Origin of the sequence: Streptomyces sp. CA-251387, assembly GCF_050936625.1 — a bacterium.
Lineage (GTDB): Bacteria > Actinomycetota > Actinomycetes > Streptomycetales > Streptomycetaceae > Streptomyces.
This window is the reverse complement of the sequence record NZ_JBNJMJ010000001.1, coordinates 2,409,378-2,426,361: the sequence shown is the minus strand read 5'-3', so window position 1 is coordinate 2,426,361 and position 16,984 is coordinate 2,409,378. Positions and strand designations below refer to the sequence as shown.

Genomic DNA, 16,984 nt, shown 5'->3' with positions numbered 1-16,984 from the left:
TGTGAAAGTTCGCCCGCCTGTCAGACGAAGGCCGGTCTCCCGTCGGCGTCAGCCCTTGAGGGCCGCGTCCACCGCCTTGGTGAACTCCTCCGCCGTCCACGGCTGGTTGGGGCCGGAGGTCTTCAGCTGCTTGCCGTCCATGACGAAGCTGGGGGTCCCCGTCACGCCGTCCTTGTTGGTGTCGAAAGCCTTCGACATGGCCAGCGCCCAGGCGTCGTAGGTGCCCTCCTTCACCGCGTTCTCGAACTTGGCGTTGTTCTTCAGGGCGGGGACGGCGTCCGCGATCTCGATCAGGTAGTCGTCGTCCTTGAACTTGTCGTCCGTCTCCTCGGGGTGGTACTTCGCCGAGTAGAGCGCGGTCTTGTACTCGAGGAACGCCTCCGTGCTCACGTTCAGCGCGGCGCCCATGGCGCTCATCGCGTTCTTGGAGCCCTCGGCGTTGGCGCCGATCTTGCCGTCCTTCAGCTGGTCGCCGTCGAGGAAGGTGCCACCGATGAACTGGATCTTGTACTTGCCGGCCTCGATGTCCTTGTCGACGACCGAACCGGCGGCCTGCTCGAACGAGGCGCAGACGGGGCAGCGCGGGTCCTCGTAGATCTTGAGGGTCTTCTTGGCGCTGTCCTTGCCGATGACGACGGTCGTGCCGTTCGTGCCCGTGGTGTGGGCCGGGGCGACGACCTTCTCGTCCTTCACCGCCTCCCAGTGGCTGGGCTTGCTCGCCTGGACGACGGCGTAACCTATGCCGCCCGCCGCCGCCAGGACGCCGACGACCGAGCAGGCGACGATGATCTGCCGCCTGGCCTTGGCCCGCTTGGCCTCGCGCTCGCGTTCGGCGCGCAGCCGCTCCCGGGCCGCCGTCTTCGCCGCCTGGCTGTTCCGCTTGCTCATGCTGGTGATCTCCATGGGGACGCGCACACGTCGTGTGCGGGATACGTAGGGGGTGGGCTGTGGTGCTCAGATGCTGTTCACGCGAAGGTGAAGGCGGGCGAGCACGGCGGTCCACGCCGTCCCAGGGAGTGCACGAGGAAGCGGGTGCGGGCGGTGCCCGTACGACGGGCCGGGCGCGGCAGGCGGCGGACCGGCAGGGTGCGGCTTACCGTCACCGCGGCGACCGCCAGCAGCAGCGGGCGGAACGTCGTCGCCGTCACCGCCCTCAGCAGCTGGGCCAGGGCCCGCTCGCCGCGCCGCAGCCAGGCCGCGGCGAGGAGGCCGACGCCGATGTGCGCGCCGAGCAGGAGCCAGGGCGTCGCCGGGCCGGCCTGGGCGAGGACGGTGGCCAGGCGGTGCGGGTCGGCAGCGGTCACGCCGGCCAGGGGAGTGCCCACGGCGGTGTTGTCGCCGCACAGCACGTCGAAGCCGACGGACCGCAGTGGACCGGCGACCGGGCCGCCCGCCCTGCCGTAACAGACGTGCTGGCCGGTGGTGAGGATCGTGTCGGCTGCCAGCTCCAGCGGGATCAGCAGCGCGGCGATCCGCCCGAAGGTCCGCTCGCGGCCGGCCAGGGCGTACGCGACGACGAACACGGCGGCCGTGAGCAGGGCCACCGTGTTCAGCGGCAGCGGCGCGCGGGACAGCAGCACGTGCGACGCGGTGCTGAGCGTCACGACGAGTGACGTGAACAGCGCCGCGCGTACGGCTCGTAGCTGGGTCCCGGATATGTCCATAGCGGAGGAGAGTGTGTCACGTAGTCCTGTAAGAGACCCTTAAAGGGTGCCTGTGAGTGGCCGGACGGGACCTGTGAGCGGCCTTTCCGTCACAGACCCGGAATGCGGCCGTTGCGGAACAGGTCCACGAAGATCTGGTGGTCGGCACGCGCGCGTGCGCCGTAGCCGTGCGCGAAGTCGACCAGGAGCTCCGCGAACCCCTCCTCGTCGGCCGCGATCGCCGCGTCGATGGCCCGCTCGGTGGAGAACGGCACCAGGGACTCGCCGGAGGTGTCGTCCGCCGCCGCGTGCATCGTGGCCGTGGCCCGGCCGAGGTCGGCGACGACCGCCGCGATCTCCTCCGGGTCGTCGATGTCGCCCCAGTCCAGGTCCACGGCGTACGGCGAGACCTCGGCGACCAGCTGGCCCGCGCCGTCCAGCTCGGTCCAGCCCAGCCACGGGTCGGCGTTCGCCTGCAGGGCGCGCTGGGAGATCACCGTGCGGTGCCCCTCGTGCTGGAAGTAGTCGCGCAGCGCCTGGTCCGTGATGTGCCGGGAGACGGCCGGGGTCTGGGCCTGCTTGATGTAGATCACGACGTCGTTCTCGAGGGCGTCGGTGTGGCCCTCCAGAAGGATGTTGTACGACGGCAGCCCGGCCGATCCGATGCCGATGCCGCGACGGCCGACCACGTCCTTGACCCGGTAGGAGTCCGGGCGGGCCAGCGAGGCGTCCGGCAGCGTCTCCAGATAGCCGTCGAAGGCCGCGAGCACCTTGTAGCGCGTGGCCGCGTCCAGCTCGATCGAGCCGCCGCCCGGGGCGAAGCGGCGCTCGAACTCACGGATCTCGGTCATCGAGTCCAGCAGCCCGAAGCGGGTCAGCGCGCGGGCGTCGCGCAGCGCGTCCAGCAGCGGGCCCTGGGCGGTGTCCAGGGTGAAGGGCGGCACCTCGTCGCTCTTGGCGCCGGTCGCCAGGGCGTGCACACGCTCGCGGTAGGCGCCCGCGTAGATCCGCACCAGCTCGCTGATCTGCTCGTCGCCGAGCGCCTTGGCGTAGCCGATGAGGGCGATCGAGGCGGCGAAGCGCTTGAGGTCCCAGGTGAAGGGGCCGACGTACGCCTCGTCGAAGTCGTTGACGTTGAAGATCAGCCGGCCGTTGGCGTCCATGTACGTGCCGAAGTTCTCCGCGTGCAGATCACCGTGGATCCAGACGCGGGACGTCCGCTCGTCCAGGTACGGTCCGCCCCGCTTCGAGCCAAAACCATTGTTTGCAGTCAGGTCGTGGTAGAAGAGGCACGCCGTGCCGCGGTAGAACGCGAAGGCCGAGGCCGCCATCTTCCGGAACTTCACGCGGAACGCGGCCGGGTCGGCGGCCAGGAGCTCGCCGAAGGCGGTGTCGAAGACGGCGAGGATCTCGTCGCCGCGCTGCTCGTCGTTGAGCTGGGGGACCGACATCGCTGGGTGCCTCCTGGTGCAGGTGGTGCATGACGTGTGGGGCGGATGCTCCCCTCACGGCAACGTGCGAGGGTCCGTGGGAGTGCCCGCGTTCTTCGGATGAAGGTACGCGGGGAACGCGCCCGAGTGTCAGTGCCGAGGCATAGACTTCGACGCTGTCCCCCAGACTGTCCGCAGCCCGTCGGGATCCTTTCTGGATCTTGTCGACGTATGTTTGCCTTGGAGGCCCGAACCGTGTCGAAGCCGCCGTTCACGCACCTGCACGTCCACACCCAGTACTCGCTGCTGGACGGTGCCGCGCGGCTGAAGGACATGTTCAACGCGTGCAACGAGATGGGCATGACGCACATCGCCATGTCCGACCACGGCAACCTCCACGGGGCGTACGACTTCTTCCACTCCGCGCAGAAGGCCGGAATCACCCCGATCATCGGGATCGAGGCGTATGTCGCCCCCGAGTCCCGGCGCAACAAGCGCAAGATCCAGTGGGGCCAGCCGCACCAGAAGCGGGACGACGTCTCCGGTTCCGGTGGTTACACCCACAAGACGATGTGGGCCGTGAACAAGACGGGTCTGCACAACCTCTTCCGCCTGTCCTCGGACGCGTACGCCGAGGGCTGGCTGCAGAAGTGGCCCCGTATGGACAAGGAGACGATCTCCCAGTGGTCCGAGGGGATCGTGGCCTCCACCGGCTGCCCCTCCGGTGAGGTCCAGACCCGGCTGCGGCTGGGACAGTTCGACGAGGCTCTGAAGGCGGCCGCCGACTACCAGGACATCTTCGGCAAGGACAAGTACTTCCTGGAGCTGATGGACCACGGCATCGACATCGAGCACCGGGTCCGCGACGGCCTCCTGGAGATCGGCAAGAAGCTCGGCATCCCCCCGCTGGTCACCAACGACTCGCACTACACGTACGCGCACGAGGCGGGCGCCCACGACGCGCTGCTGTGCATCCAGACCGGCAAGAACCTCTCCGACCCGGACCGCTTCAAGTTCGACGGCACCGGCTACTACCTCAAGTCCACGGACGAGATGTACGCCATCGACTCCTCGGACGCCTGGCAGCAGGGCTGCGCCAACACGCTCCTCGTCGCCGAGATGGTCGACACCACCGGCATGTTCGAGAAGCGCGACCTCATGCCCAAGTTCGACATCCCCGAGGGCTACACCGAGGTCACCTGGTTCAAGGAGGAGGTCCGCCGCGGCATGGAGCGCCGCTTCCCGGGCGGCATCCCCGAGGACCGCCAGAAGCAGGCCGAGTACGAGATGGACACCATCATCTCGATGGGCTTCCCCGGCTACTTCCTCGTCGTCGCCGACTTCATCATGTGGGCCAAGAAGCAGGGCATCGCGGTCGGCCCCGGCCGAGGCTCCGCGGCCGGCTCGATCGTCGCCTACGCCCTGGGCATCACCGACCTCGACCCCATCCCGCACGGCCTGATCTTCGAGCGGTTCCTCAACCCCGAGCGCATCTCGATGCCCGATGTCGACATCGACTTCGACGAGCGCAGGCGCGTCGAGGTGATCCGGTACGTGACCGAGAAGTACGGCGCCGACAAGGTCGCCATGATCGGCACGTACGGCACCATCAAGGCCAAGAACGCGATCAAGGACTCCGCGCGCGTGCTGGGCTACCCGTACGCGATGGGCGACCGCATCACCAAGGCCATGCCCGCCGACGTCCTCGGCAAGGGCATCCCGCTCTCCGGCATCACCGACCCCAACCACCCCCGGTACTCGGAGGCGGGCGAGGTCCGGTCGATGTACGAGAACGAACCGGACGTGAAGAAGGTCATCGACACCGCGAAGGGCGTCGAGGGCCTGGTCCGGCAGATGGGTGTGCACGCCGCCGGCGTGATCATGTCCAGCGAGACCATCACCGAGCACGTCCCCGTCTGGGTCAGGCACACCGACGGCGTGACCATCACCCAGTGGGACTACCCGAGCTGTGAGTCGCTCGGCCTGCTGAAGATGGACTTCCTGGGCCTGCGCAACCTGACGATCATGGACGACGCCGTCAAGATGGTGAAGTCCAACAAGGGGATCGACATCGATCTCCTCAGCCTCCCGCTGGACGACCCCACGACCTTCGAACTGCTCCAGCGCGGCGACACCCTCGGCGTCTTCCAGTTCGACGGCGGCCCCATGCGCTCGCTGCTGCGCCTGATGAAGCCGGACAACTTCGAAGACATCTCCGCCGTGTCGGCCCTGTACCGCCCGGGCCCGATGGGCATGAACTCCCACACCAACTACGCCCTTCGCAAGAACGGCCAGCAGGAGATCACCCCCATCCACAAGGAGCTCGAAGAGCCCCTCAAGGAAGTCCTGGACGTCACCTACGGCCTGATCGTCTATCAGGAGCAGGTGCAGAAGGCCGCCCAGATCATCGCGGGCTACTCACTCGGCGAAGCCGACATCCTCCGGCGCGTGATGGGCAAGAAGAAGCCCGAGGAGCTGGAGAAGAACTTCGTCATCTTCCAGGCCGGCGCCCGCAAGAACGGCTACAGCGACGAAGCGATCCAGGCCCTGTGGGATGTGCTGGTGCCCTTCGCCGGCTACGCCTTCAACAAGGCGCACTCCGCCGCGTACGGCCTGGTCTCGTACTGGACCGCCTACCTGAAGGCCAACCACCCCGCCGAGTACATGGCCGCGCTCCTGACCTCCGTCAAGGACGACAAGGACAAGTCGGCCGTCTACCTCAACGAGTGCCGTCGCATGGGCATCAAGGTGCTCCCGCCGAACGTCAACGAGTCGGTGCACAACTTCGCCGCCCAGGGCGACGACGTGATCCTCTTCGGCCTCGAAGCCGTGCGCAACGTCGGTACGAACGTGGTCGAGTCGATCATCAAGGCCCGCAAGGCCAAGGGCAAGTACGCCTCCTTCCCCGACTACCTCGACAAGATCGACGCGGCCGCCTGCAACAAGCGCACCACGGAGTCGCTGATCAAGGCGGGCGCCTTCGACAGCCTGGGGCACACCCGCAAGGGCCTCACCGCGCACTTCGAGCCGATGATCGACAACGTGGTCGCGGTCAAACGCAAGGAGGCAGAGGGCCAGTTCGACCTCTTCGGCGGCATGGGCGAGGAGGAGAGCAACGAGCCCGGCTTCGGACTCGACGTGCAGTTCACGGACGAGGAGTGGGACAAGACCTATCTGCTCGCCCAGGAGCGGGAGATGCTCGGCCTGTACGTCTCCGACCACCCGCTCTTCGGCCTGGAGCACGTGCTGTCCGACAAGGCCGACGCGGGCATCGCCCAGCTCACCGGAGGTGAGCACGCGGACGGCGCGGTCGTCACCATCGGCGGCATCATCTCCGGCCTGCAGCGCAAGATGACCAAGCAGGGCAACGCCTGGGCGATCGCCACCGTCGAGGACCTCGCCGGTTCCATCGAGTGCATGTTCTTCCCGGCGACGTACCAGCTCGTCTCGACCCAACTCGTCGAGGACGCCGTCGTGTTCGTCAAGGGCCGCCTCGACAAGCGCGAGGACGTGCCGCGCCTGGTCGCGATGGAGCTCCAGGTCCCCGACCTGTCGAACGCAGGCACCAACGCGCCCGTGATCCTCACCATCCCCGCCACCAGGGTCACCCCGCCGATGGTCAGCCGCCTCGGCGAGATCCTCAGCCACCACAAGGGCGAGAGCGAGGTCCGCATCAAGCTCCAGGGCCCGACCAAGACCACGGTGCTGCGTCTCGACCGGCACCGGGTGAAGCCGGACCCGGCGCTGTTCGGCGACCTGAAGGTGCTGCTCGGACCGTCCTGCCTGGCGGGCTGAGCGGCAGGGCAGCCGCCGAGGTGATCGCGAGAGGGGCGCGTCCCGCACGGGACACGCCCCTCTTCATGTGCCTGGGTCTCAACAACCCGTTATGCAGATGTCAGTTGTGACCGAAGCGCTTCTGCCGGCCCTTGCGGGCCATGTCGCCCGGCGTCACCGGTGTGATGCGCGGCTCGGCCTGCGTCTCCATCGTGGACTGCTGGGCCTGCTGCTGACCACGCTCGGGCTGCGGCTGCTTTCGGTCCTGCTTCTTGTTCTTGGCCATGGTGATCTGCCTCCTGTGGGGGATCTAGGGGCCAGGGCCGCGACCAGATTCACATAGGCTGATAAAGAACGCATTTCGGATAATTACCCTGTGTAACAGCGGTTGTCGGGGCGTGGGGCATGGCGCGCCACGGTGGCGATGCCCCGAAACGCCACGCCGAAGATCGAGTTCGCCCCGTTAACCCCCGCGCGGTCGGGCAGACTCGAAGGAAGCCCGAAGCAAACCTCCCAGGAAGAGGGTGAGTCGCGTGGACCGCTGCATCGTCCTGGTGGACGCCGGGTATCTGCTGGGGGCCGCCGCCAGCCTCCTCGCCGGGGAGCCCTCCCGGTCCCGGATCACCGTCGACCACACCGCCCTCATTCAAGGACTGCGCGAGCGCGCCGAGTCCGACACCCAGCAGCCCCTGCTGCGCATCTACTGGTTCGACGGCGCCCCCGACCGCGTCCCCCAGCCCGAGCACCGCAGGCTGCGCGTGATGCCCCGGGTCACCGTCCGGCTGGGCGCCCTGACCCGCAGCGACGGCCGCTGGGCCCAGAAGGGCGTGGACGCCGCGATGCACGCCGAGCTCACCGAGCTGGCCCGCAACCGCGCCTGCTCCGACGTGGTGCTGGTGACCGGAGACGGCGATCTGCTGCCGGGCATGATGGCCGCCAAGGAGCACGGAGTCGCCGTACACCTGTGGGCGGTGCAGGCCGCCGACGGCGATTACAACCAGTCCGAGGACCTGGTCGCCGAGGCCGACGAGCGGCGCGTCCTCGACCGTACGTGGATCACCAAGGCCGTACGCGCCAAGGAGCTCACCGGAGTCTGCGCGCCCCCGCCCGCCCCCCGCCCCGAGATCGCCGCGATTCTGTCCGCGCCGCTGCCCGACTCCGCGCTGGCGGCGCCGGCCGAGCGGTCCGCCGACGAGGGCCGGCACGCCCCCGCGGTCGCCGCCTCGGAGAACGGCACGCAGGAGCGGGTGCCGGCACCCAAGGGCGTGCCCACGCCGAAGGACCTCGCCGCCCTGCGTGCGCCCGGCTTGCAGCAGGCCCAGCCCCCGGCGAGCGCGACGCTGCGCTGGTCCTCCGACAAAGGGTGGGTCGACCGGCCCGGCGTCGCGGCCGAGTCGCCCGAGGCCGCCTCGATGCCGACGCTCGCGCAGCTGACCACGGCGGAGCAGCGGTGGGCCGACCGGGAGGAGGACATCACGACGGTCGGCGGCGATCCGTACGAGGTGGGGCAGGTGTTCGCGCGGCGGTGGATGGGGCGGCTGGGGGACCAGAGCCATCTGCAGCGGCTGTCCGGGATGTATCCGCGGATTCCGCATCGGATCGACGGAGAGCTGCTCAGGTACGCGGCCCGGTTCGGGCTGCTCGCGCACAAGGACGACCAGATCGACGAGCATGATCGGTATGCGATCCGGGCCGGGTTCTGGCGGGAGATCGATGTGCGGACCGCGGCGGAGCATGCGCCTGCGGGTGAGTGAACCGGGTGGGTTGCGGTGAGTTCGTCACCGCCGGACTTCGCCGTCGTGGTTGAGCGCCGTTGCGGTGGATTTACCGGGACAGGGGGATTTGTGACCGCGAGCTGGCGATTTGTGCCGAGTGGCCGACCCGAGGGCGGAGCCGGGGGCCGGACCCCGTAGTCTCGTCCCTTGTGAGTACGCGCGCGGCACAGGCACTTCGGCACAGTGGTGATGTCGTGTGCGCCGTGCGCGGGCTGACCAAGACCTATCCGGCGGTACGCGGGCGGCGCGGGACGCCCGGGACGCCCGAGGTACGGGCCACCGACGACGTACGGCTGGACATCCGGCGCGGCGAGATCTTCGGACTGCTCGGGCCGAACGGCGCCGGCAAGACCACTCTCGTACGGCAGCTCACCGGGCTGATGCGCCCCGACCGCGGCAGCGTGGAGATTCTCGGGCACGACATCGTGCGGCACCCGGAGCGGGCCGCGCGCATCCTCGCCTACCTCGGACAGGAGTCGACCGCCCTCGACGAGCTGACCGTGTCGCTCGCCGCCGAGACCACCGGGCGGCTGCGCGGCCTGGACGTGCGGCAGGCGCGGGCCGAGCGGGACGCCGTACTCGACGAGCTGGGGCTCACGCCGATCGCCGGGCGGCCGCTGAAGAAGCTGTCCGGCGGGCAGCGGCGGCTGGCCTGTTTCGCCGCCGCGCTGGTGGGGGAGCGGCCGTTGCTCGTGCTCGACGAGCCGACCACCGCGATGGACCCGGTGGCGCGGCGGGCCGTGTGGTCGGCTGTGGACCGGCGGCGGGCCGAGCTGGGGACGACCGTGCTGCTCGTCACCCACAACGTCATCGAGGCCGAGACCGTGCTCGACCGGGTCGCGGTGCTCGACCGGGGCCGCGTGATCGCCTGCGACACGCCGTCCGGGCTCAAGGAACGCGTCGCGGGCGAGGTGCGCGTCGAGCTGCTGTGGCGGGACCGGGCGCCCCTGGACGTACCCGAGGTCGCCGCGCTGCAGGACCGGGCCGTGGAGTCCGGGCGGCGCTGGACGCTGCGGCTCGCCCCCGAGGAGGCGCGCGCGGTCGTCGCCACCGTCACCGGCGGGGCCGCCTTCGCCGCGCTGGACGACTTCACGCTCGCCACGCCGAGCCTGGAGGACGTGTATCTGGCGCTGGGTGGGGCCGCACAGCAGGGGCTGGTGAAGGCGTGAGCACACGGACTGTCGTATCCGTATCCGTACGGAGCAGGGTCACCGCAGGGAACAGGGCCACCTCCCCAGTGATCCCCAGTGTGAAAGGGAGCAGCGCCACGTGAGTGTCGTACCCGCCGAGGTTCTGCCGGGCAGCGCCCTGGCCGTGGACGAGACGGCCGCTCCGGCCGCGGCCGAGCTCGGGCCGCGCGCCCGGCTGTGGCCGTCGCTGTGCGCCGTGTACCGGGCGCAGCTGTCCCGTGCGCGGGTCGCGCGGATCCCGCTGCTGTTCGTGGCGACCTTCCAGTCGATCGGGATCATGGTCCTGATGCGCGGAGTCGTGGACGGCGGGGCCGAGGCGCAGGCCGTGGTGGCCGGGTCGGCGGTGCTCGTGGTGGCCTTCGTCGCGCTGAATCTGCTCGCGCAGTACTTCGGGCAGCTGCGGGCCAGCGGCGGGCTCGACCACTACGCCACGCTGCCGGTGCCGCCGGCCGCGGTGGTGCTGGGGGCGGCCGGGGCGTACGCCTCCTTCACCGTGCCGGGGACCGTGGTGACGGCCGTCTTCGGGTGTGTGCTGTTCGGGTTGCCGGTGGCGCATCTGTGGGTGCTGGCGGCGGTGATCCCGTTGGCCGGAGCCGCGCTGGCGGGGCTGGGGGCGGCCCTCGGGCTGCTCGCCCCTCGTCCCGAACTGGCCACGCTGCTCGGGCAGTTGGGGATGTCCGCGGCGCTGCTGCTGGGCGTGCTGCCGGCCGACCGGATGCCGGAGGCGGTGCGGCTCGCGCGGGATCTGCTGCCGTCGACGTACGGCGTGGAGGCCTTCGCGCGGACGTTCGGGCCGCATCCCGACTGGGCCTTCGTGCTCAGGGACCTCGCGGTGTGCGGGATGGTCGGGGTCGTCTCGCTGGCCGTCGCCACCTGGGCGTACCGCCGGGCGGCCGTCCGGTGACGCGCCGCACAGGTCGGCCTGGCACGATGGCAGGGTGACCGCTCCGCTGACTCCACCACCGCCGCCGCGTGACCAGTCCCCGAACAATGCGTGGCAGCCGCCCGCTGCCGGGCACGCGGCCTCCGCGCCGCATGACGCCGGGTACGGCGCCCCGTCCGGTTCCTCCGGTCCTCCCGGTCCCCAGAGCCTCCAGGGTCCCCAGGGCCCGCACGGCGGGTACGCCATGTACGGCGTCCATGGTTCGTACGGACAGGACGGTCCCGGGATGAAGACCGAAGTGCGAGAGGCTGCCCTGGTCACGGTGGTGGTGGCGCTCTGTGGGGCGCTGCTCGGGGTGCTGTGGTGGTGGCTGGCCCCCAGTGTGCCGCTGGTCGGGGACGTCGTCGACGAGAACTGGGTCGTCTACTTCAAGGACACCGAGGGCGAGCAGGCGGTCGGGGTGGACGGAACGTTCACTCTGCTTGCGCTCGCGTTCGGGCTGGTGAGTGCGGTTGCCGTGTTTCTCATACGGCGGCGTGGGGGCGTGCCGTTGGTGGTGGCGCTGGCCGTCGGGGGGTTTCTCGGGTCGTTGCTGGCCTGGCGGGTGGGGGTGTGGCTCGGGCCGACCGAGGATGTGATCGCCCACGCGAAGGATGTGGGGAAGGGGGTTGCCTTCTCTGCGCCGTTGAAGCTGGGGGCCAAGGGGGTGTGGCTGGTGTGGCCGCTGGCTGCGCTGGTGGTGCATCTCGGGCTGATGGCGTTGTTCGGACCGCGGGACGGGGATCCGTATCAGCAGCATGCGGAGGGGCATGCGCAGCAGGGGCCGTACGGGGCGCCGCCGGTGTAGGGCTCCGGGGGGCGCGTTCGCGCCGGAGACCAACTGCGCGGTCGAACACGCGCGTCCCTTAGGGTCTCGGCATGCGGCGCACGGACATCACTCGGGACGACGGCACGTGGACCGGCTTGTCCCTGGAGATACAGGCGCGTCGCCAACCGGGTCTGTGCCTTTTCAGCGCCGAGCGACGGCTGCTTCTCGCCCAGCAGTCGCGGCCTGTGCTCCTTGCCGCTGTCGACGAGGACCACTGTGGCGTGGAGTTCTGGCGCACCGACGCGTACCGCTCTGTCGTCCCGCCGCTGCGTGCCGAGACAGGACGGGCTCTGGCCGGTCGGCTGGATCGCTGGGCGTACCGCTTCGCCCAGTGCCTGCTCGACGCGCCCGGCAGCCCTCTGCACGACGGCCGATGGCTGATCTCGCAGGACAGCCCGCTGCTGCGCTGGAACCACGGCCACCTGCCGCAGTCCGAGTACTGGGCCTCCATGCTCATCGAGGGGCATCCGGACGGATACATCGACTGGTTCGTCCATTCCGGCTCGTGGGAGGTCCTCGCCCTGCGGCGCATGCCCGACGCGGGCGACGGCCGGGTCAAGGCGTACCGCAAGCAGGCCCGTGACGGGACGCTCCCGCCCGTCCTGCTGTGGTGGGTCAGCGGCTTGGACTGCCATCTGATCCTGGACGGCCATGCGCGACTCGCCGCGGCGATCGCCGAGTCGACCGCGCCCCCGCTGCTGCAACTGGACCGCATCTCACCGAGCGATGAGGTGGTCGCAGGCACCGGGCAGGCAGTGCAGCGTTACGAGGCAGAACTGGCGCGCTTCGCCGAGCTGCGCGCCAGCCATGGGGCCGCTGTCCCGGATGGTGCCGCCATCGCGGGACCGTCCCTGGCCCGCCGCCTCCACGAACTGCATACGGCGCCACAGCGCACCTGGGCCTGGCCGCTGCCGGGCGGTGAGGCCCAGTGGCGGGGCATCGCACGTGAGGTGACTGCCAGCCAGGGCTGGGCCCCGGCCGGTCGGCCACCGACCTGACGTCGAGCGGACCCCTGCCAGGGGGCGTGCGCCCCCTGGAGGTGCCGGTGTCTACGCCGGGCGGTGGCCGTGGTTCGAGCGGCCCTTCTTGGTGCGCCACTTGCGTTTGCGTGTTTTCTTCGACATGTCCTTCGTAGTTAGCCGAGGATGCCGTGGGCGTCGAGGGGTCACGCACGCCCGATGGGGGCGAGGGCCGCGTTCGTGAGCTTGGTCAGGGCTTCGGGGGAGAGTTCGACCTCCAGGCCGCGGCGGCCCGCGGAGACGCAGATCGTGGCGTGGGCGGAGGCCGATGCGTCCAGGACCGTCGGGAGCTTCTTGCGCTGGCCCAACGGGGAGATGCCGCCCCGGACGTATCCGGTGGTGCGTTCCGCCAGGGCCGGGTCGGCCATCGTCGCGCGCTTGCCGCCGACGGCCGATGCCAGGGCCTTGAGGTCCAGCTGGCCCGCCACCGGGACCACCGCCACGGTCAGGTTGCCGTCCACGTCCGCCACCAGGGTCTTGAAGACCCGGTCCGGGGAGACGCCCATCGCCTCGGCCGCTTCCTCACCGTAGGAGGGGTGGGAGGGGTCGTGGTCGTAGGAGTGCATCGTGTACGAGACGCCGGCTGCGGTGAGTGCCACCGTCGCGGGCGTGCCGCCGGGCTGCTGCTGTTGCTTCTTCGACTTCTTCGCCATGTGGCCGGTTCCCCAGAAGGCTGTGCTTCAGTAAGGCTGTGCGTCAGTTGAGACTCGTCGGGCCGCGCGTCAGGTCCGACGCCGGCAGCGACGGCAGGGTACGGATGATCGAGGTCTCGGTGCGAAGGAGTTTCAGCTCGTCGCGCAGGCGGGACGCCGTGTCGGGGGATTGCAGCAGGCGCTGCTTGGTCGGGGTGTCCAGCATCATCGCGGCCGCCACCAGGTAGGAGACGACCGAGGGCTGGTCCGGAAGTTCGGCGGCCGTGGACAGGGAGCGTTCGCGGGCGCCCGCCAGGCGCTTCTGGTACTGGCGGAAGGCCCGCAGGACCCCCTCCGCCAGCGCCCCCGCCTCGTCGCCCGGCTCCTCCGTGAGTTCTTCCAGTTCCGCCGTCAGGAACGGGCCCGACGCGTCCACCGACAGCAGGCGTACGCGCGTCGTTCCTGTCGCCAGTACCTCGAAGGTGCCGTCGGCCCGCTCCCGGATCGTCGCCGCGTCCGCCACGCAGCCCACCCCGTGGAACGCCTTGAGCGGGTCCGGGCCGAAGCCCGCCGCCGGGCCGCGCTCGGGGATGGATGTGGGATCCGGCATGCCGGGGGCGCTCTGGGCCACCTCGTGGCCGTCGCGGATCGCCACGACGGCGAAGCGGCGCGGTTCCTCCTCGGGGGTTTTCAGGAGTTCGCGCATCATGGCGCGATAGCGCTCCTCGAAGACGTTCAGTGGCAGCACGAGCCCCGGGAACAGCACCGAGTTCAGGGGGAAGAGCGGAAGGCGGACGGTCACGGCGTCAAAGCCTAGTGGTCACCGGGCTGAACACGTCCGGCGTGCCCACTCCGTGGATGACCGGCCCCTGGAGGACCGGTCCGTGGGTGACCCGCGCGCGCATCCCGCGGAGCGGCGGCAGCCGCCCGCGCCCGGACCTCCTCGCGTACCTCCAGGAACCGGCCCAGCGGATCCTCCGAGAACCGGCCCCACGGGAAGGACGTGGCGTACGGGCCGATCAGGCGCAGCTGCTCCAGGGCGTCCTCCCAGCGGCCCAGCCGTACCAGGACGTACGCCAGCTTGTTGCGCATCCCGGCCGGCCAGAGGTCGGCCGCAGGGAACAGGGAGGAGAGCGCGATGGCCCGGTCGGCCGCCGCGTCCAGCCGCTCCGGCGGCACGCCCGGACCGCAGCCGTCGGTCAGGTAGGCGAAGGCGGCCCGGGTCGGCAACGCCTGCACGAGGGAGTCGGCCGGGGCATCCTGGGCCGCCCGGTCGGCGAAGTCGAAGCACTCCCGGTGGGAGCCGTGCCAGGACGTGGCCAGGTAGCGCAGGGCGGCCACATGGCAGCCGTAGTGGAGCGGGGCGCGCCGCAGCGCCGCCTCCCACAGTTCCCCGAAGTAGGTGTGCCCGGCGCGGGAGCCGCGCGCGTGGTCCAGCGCGATCCGCCACGGCACCGGGTCGCGGTCGTCGGCGCGAGCGGCGGCCGTGATCAGCGGGCTCACCCCGCGCAGCTGCTCGGCCCGGGCCGGTGACTGCCAGGCGCGGTCCACCGCGAGCTGGGCCTGGACCAGCAGCGCGTCCGGATCGTGCGGGGCGGCCGCGCTCCAGGCCTGCAGCCACTCGGGCCGCGAGCGGGCGAAGGCGGCAAGGCGCAGCACATACCCGTCGCGGGACTCCCACCGTGCCCCGAGCCGGGTGGCGGCGAGCAGCCGGGCAGCAGGTTCGTACGCGCCCCGCCCGGCCGCGACCAGCGCGGGTCCGAGGTGGTCGTCGGGCGCGTCGAGGAGCACCTCGCCGTCGGCGGGGAGCCCGACGGCGGGGTGTTCTACGTTCCTTGTCGTCCGGGACGCACGGCCGAACGGGAGCAGCAGAGCCATGGTGTCGACCATTGAAAGACCGCTGGTCCTACCCGCGCCAGAGGGAACGGACAACCCGTGGAAAGTTGTACGCGGATGGGTCAAGAACCGGTAAAGGTCAACGGTTCAACAACTGTCCGACATTCGTATGTTCTCCTCAAGAACCCCACTGACCTCACAAAACTCAGGGAAATTCTGCGAAACTCCGCCGGGTCAGTTCCGTCGCAGCAGCCGCGTGGCCCCCGCCGCCACCGTCGTCGCCAGGATCCAGCCCAGCAGGATCATCGCCGCGGCGAGCCACTGCCAGCCACCGCTCAGCTGCCAGAACCCGACCTGCCCCAGTTCGATGACCGGCAGCAGCAGATCGAGGGCGAACAGGGCCGGGTTCCAGGTCGGATGCTCGCCGCCCTTCAGCGGGGGATGGTCGGCGTACGCGAAGGCCACCGAACTCGCCGCCCACAGCACCGCCATCCATACGGCGGCCCGGCCCGGCCGGTAGCCGTAGGCGACCGTCCAGTCCTGCGCGTACCCCCACAGCTTGGCCGCGGGCGGCAGGGTCTCGCGGCGGCGGCGCTGCTTGGCGAGCAGCACCTCGCGCGCGTCCTCGTCCTCACCGCCCGCCCGCAGCACGGAGGCCAGCCGCTCGTACGGTTCCGGGTTGTACTCGGCGGTCGCCGCGGCCACCCACTCCAGCCGTCGCTCAAGCGGGAACGGGCCGCGCGGGACGAGGTTCTCGTAGGTGAAGCCGCCCATGTGCAGCAGGCCGGGACCCGGCCAGGCGTCCGCCCGGTCCATCAGGTTGACGACCCGCGCCCCCGACAGCACCACCCCGCCGCGCTCCGGCCGCTCCCCGAGGAAGCGCAGCTCGGGCGTCTGGATGCGGCGCAGCGACAGCTCCTGCTCGTCGGTGAAGGTGAACCGGGCCCGCTCCAGGTCGACAGCGTCCCCGAACCGACCGTCGTCCAGCCGCACCCCGCCCTGGCAGGCGAACCGCTGGATGCGTGTCCCGCGCGCGGGTGTGCGGCCGCTCAGCAGCGGGCTGCCGATGCCCGCCGGGGTCAGATAGAGGGTGCGCCCGACGGTCAGCTGGGGGGCGTTCAGCGCGAGCCGCGTGTACGGGTTGACCAGCCGCGCGCCCCGCAGGCTGAGCGACACGCCGATGTTCGCGCCGCGCAGACTCAGCTCGCCGTGCGACTCCAGCATCTCGGCCTGGAAGTCCTGGCCGACGTTGATGCCGTCCGCGGCGATCGACCGGCCGCTGCGGTCCCGGTAGACGATCGCCTGATTGAGCAGCAGATCCGTGCCGATCTGCGCGTCGGTGAGCCGTACCCCGTTGTGGAAGCGGCAGCGCGGCAGGTGCAGGTCACCCTCGGTGTGCACCCGGGCCGCCTCCAGACGCGGCACCGAGCAGCCGACCAGCCGCACGGTGGTGAAGTGGGCCTCCGGCAGCCGGATCTCCTGATCGAAGCGGCAGCCGCGCATCTCGACGTACGGCACCACCGTGCCGCCCGCGAGGTCCATCGTGTCGCTGATCCGCACGCCGACCAGCTTCAGCGACGACACCCGGCCCGCGAGGGCGGGCGGTCCGTCCAGCAGCAGCCAGCAGACGATCCGCGCGCGTACGGTCCGCTCCTCACCCCAGGGATGCCCGCCGTGCGGATCGTCGACGACCGTGTCGCCGCTGCTCAGGTCGTACACGGTGCCATTGCGGAAGGCCTGCCACATGCCTATCTCGGCGGCGGTCAGACCGTCCGGCAGTTCCCCGTCCGGGGTGCCGGGCCCCTCGGTCACAGCTTTACCTTCCTCCCCGTCTACTCGCGGGTCGTTTGTCCTCGTACAACCGTTCATGCCCGCTGAGTAACGCCCCGAACGCTAGACGTGAAGGGGATCTTCCGGGTTCCTGACGACGCGCG

The 16,984-nt window shown here is 70.4% G+C and carries 14 protein-coding genes; 6 read left to right on the top strand and 8 right to left on the bottom strand.

The window, feature by feature from the left end; genetic code table 11:
* Window positions 1–48 precede the first annotated feature (48 nt).
* The 3 genes from ACQEV2_RS10820 to ACQEV2_RS10810 all read right to left on the bottom strand — a co-directional run bounded on the left by ACQEV2_RS10820 (window position 49) and on the right by ACQEV2_RS10810 (window position 3,094).
* Window positions 49–888: a thioredoxin domain-containing protein gene (locus ACQEV2_RS10820; RefSeq protein WP_433039044.1), complete on the bottom strand. Its 840-nt coding sequence runs from the start codon at window positions 886–888 to the stop codon at window positions 49–51.
* 77 nt (window positions 889–965) lie between these two features.
* Window positions 966–1,664, bottom strand: coding sequence for a hypothetical protein (locus ACQEV2_RS10815; RefSeq protein WP_433039042.1), 699 nt, complete (start codon window positions 1,662–1,664; stop codon window positions 966–968).
* A gap of 89 nt (window positions 1,665–1,753) precedes the next feature.
* Window positions 1,754–3,094, bottom strand: coding sequence for a DUF2252 domain-containing protein (locus tag ACQEV2_RS10810; RefSeq protein WP_433039040.1), 1,341 nt, complete (start codon window positions 3,092–3,094; stop codon window positions 1,754–1,756).
* A 234-nt stretch (window positions 3,095–3,328) separates the two neighbouring features.
* Between ACQEV2_RS10810 and dnaE the strand changes: the two genes are divergently transcribed.
* Window positions 3,329–6,868, top strand: a complete 3,540-nt coding sequence (dnaE, locus tag ACQEV2_RS10805; RefSeq protein ID WP_433039038.1) for a DNA polymerase III subunit alpha — start codon at window positions 3,329–3,331, stop codon at window positions 6,866–6,868.
* A gap of 100 nt (window positions 6,869–6,968) precedes the next feature.
* Here the strand turns inward: dnaE and ACQEV2_RS10800 are convergent, their stop codons facing one another.
* On the bottom strand, window positions 6,969–7,133 hold the full coding sequence (locus ACQEV2_RS10800) for a hypothetical protein (protein WP_433039036.1): 165 nt from the start codon (window positions 7,131–7,133) through the stop codon (window positions 6,969–6,971).
* A 247-nt stretch (window positions 7,134–7,380) separates the two neighbouring features.
* Between ACQEV2_RS10800 and ACQEV2_RS10795 the strand changes: the two genes are divergently transcribed.
* The 5 genes from ACQEV2_RS10795 to ACQEV2_RS10775 all read left to right on the top strand — a co-directional run bounded on the left by ACQEV2_RS10795 (window position 7,381) and on the right by ACQEV2_RS10775 (window position 12,561).
* Window positions 7,381–8,601 carry an NYN domain-containing protein gene (locus ACQEV2_RS10795; protein WP_433039034.1) on the top strand — a complete coding sequence of 407 codons (1,221 nt, stop codon included), beginning with the start codon at window positions 7,381–7,383 and terminating at the stop codon, window positions 8,599–8,601.
* A gap of 215 nt (window positions 8,602–8,816) precedes the next feature.
* Window positions 8,817–9,791 carry an ABC transporter ATP-binding protein gene (locus tag ACQEV2_RS10790; RefSeq protein ID WP_433039032.1) on the top strand — a complete coding sequence of 325 codons (975 nt, stop codon included), beginning with the start codon at window positions 8,817–8,819 and terminating at the stop codon, window positions 9,789–9,791.
* 100 nt (window positions 9,792–9,891) lie between these two features.
* Window positions 9,892–10,716 (top strand): ABC transporter permease, encoded by an 825-nt coding sequence (locus tag ACQEV2_RS10785; RefSeq protein WP_433039030.1) that lies wholly within the window; start codon window positions 9,892–9,894, stop codon window positions 10,714–10,716.
* A gap of 34 nt (window positions 10,717–10,750) precedes the next feature.
* The gene (locus ACQEV2_RS10780) at window positions 10,751–11,542 is read left to right on the top strand and encodes an AAA family ATPase (protein WP_433039028.1); all 792 of its coding nucleotides are present in this window, start codon (window positions 10,751–10,753) and stop codon (window positions 11,540–11,542) included.
* Window positions 11,543–11,613: 71 nt separating this feature from the next.
* Window positions 11,614–12,561 (top strand): hypothetical protein, encoded by a 948-nt coding sequence (locus tag ACQEV2_RS10775; protein WP_433039026.1) that lies wholly within the window; start codon window positions 11,614–11,616, stop codon window positions 12,559–12,561.
* A gap of 167 nt (window positions 12,562–12,728) precedes the next feature.
* Here the strand turns inward: ACQEV2_RS10775 and ybaK are convergent, their stop codons facing one another.
* The 4 genes from ybaK to ACQEV2_RS10755 all read right to left on the bottom strand — a co-directional run bounded on the left by ybaK (window position 12,729) and on the right by ACQEV2_RS10755 (window position 16,862).
* Window positions 12,729–13,235 (bottom strand): Cys-tRNA(Pro) deacylase, encoded by a 507-nt coding sequence (gene ybaK / locus ACQEV2_RS10770; protein WP_433039024.1) that lies wholly within the window; start codon window positions 13,233–13,235, stop codon window positions 12,729–12,731.
* Window positions 13,236–13,278: 43 nt separating this feature from the next.
* Entirely contained in the window at window positions 13,279–14,016 is a 738-nt protein-coding gene (locus ACQEV2_RS10765; protein WP_433039022.1) for an LON peptidase substrate-binding domain-containing protein, read from the bottom strand.
* An 11-nt stretch (window positions 14,017–14,027) separates the two neighbouring features.
* Window positions 14,028–15,104 (bottom strand): hypothetical protein, encoded by a 1,077-nt coding sequence (locus ACQEV2_RS10760; protein WP_433039020.1) that lies wholly within the window; start codon window positions 15,102–15,104, stop codon window positions 14,028–14,030.
* A gap of 180 nt (window positions 15,105–15,284) precedes the next feature.
* Window positions 15,285–16,862 (bottom strand): oxidoreductase, encoded by a 1,578-nt coding sequence (locus ACQEV2_RS10755; RefSeq protein WP_433039018.1) that lies wholly within the window; start codon window positions 16,860–16,862, stop codon window positions 15,285–15,287.
* Window positions 16,863–16,984: the final 122 nt, after the last annotated feature.

Excerpts from the sequence above, each read along its gene's own strand:
- ACQEV2_RS10820 (WP_433039044.1), bottom strand. The coding sequence starts at position 888 with ATGAGCAAGCGGAACAGCCAGGCGGCGAAGACGGCGGCCCGGGAGCGG.
- ACQEV2_RS10815 (WP_433039042.1), bottom strand. The coding sequence starts at position 1,664 with ATGGACATATCCGGGACCCAGCTACGAGCCGTACGCGCGGCGCTGTTC.
- ACQEV2_RS10810 (WP_433039040.1), bottom strand. The coding sequence starts at position 3,094 with ATGTCGGTCCCCCAGCTCAACGACGAGCAGCGCGGCGACGAGATCCTC.
- ACQEV2_RS10800 (WP_433039036.1), bottom strand. The coding sequence starts at position 7,133 with ATGGCCAAGAACAAGAAGCAGGACCGAAAGCAGCCGCAGCCCGAGCGT.
- ACQEV2_RS10775 (WP_433039026.1), top strand. The coding sequence starts at position 11,614 with ATGCGGCGCACGGACATCACTCGGGACGACGGCACGTGGACCGGCTTG.
- ybaK (WP_433039024.1), bottom strand. The coding sequence starts at position 13,235 with ATGGCGAAGAAGTCGAAGAAGCAACAGCAGCAGCCCGGCGGCACGCCC.
- ACQEV2_RS10760 (WP_433039020.1), bottom strand. The coding sequence starts at position 15,104 with ATGGTCGACACCATGGCTCTGCTGCTCCCGTTCGGCCGTGCGTCCCGG.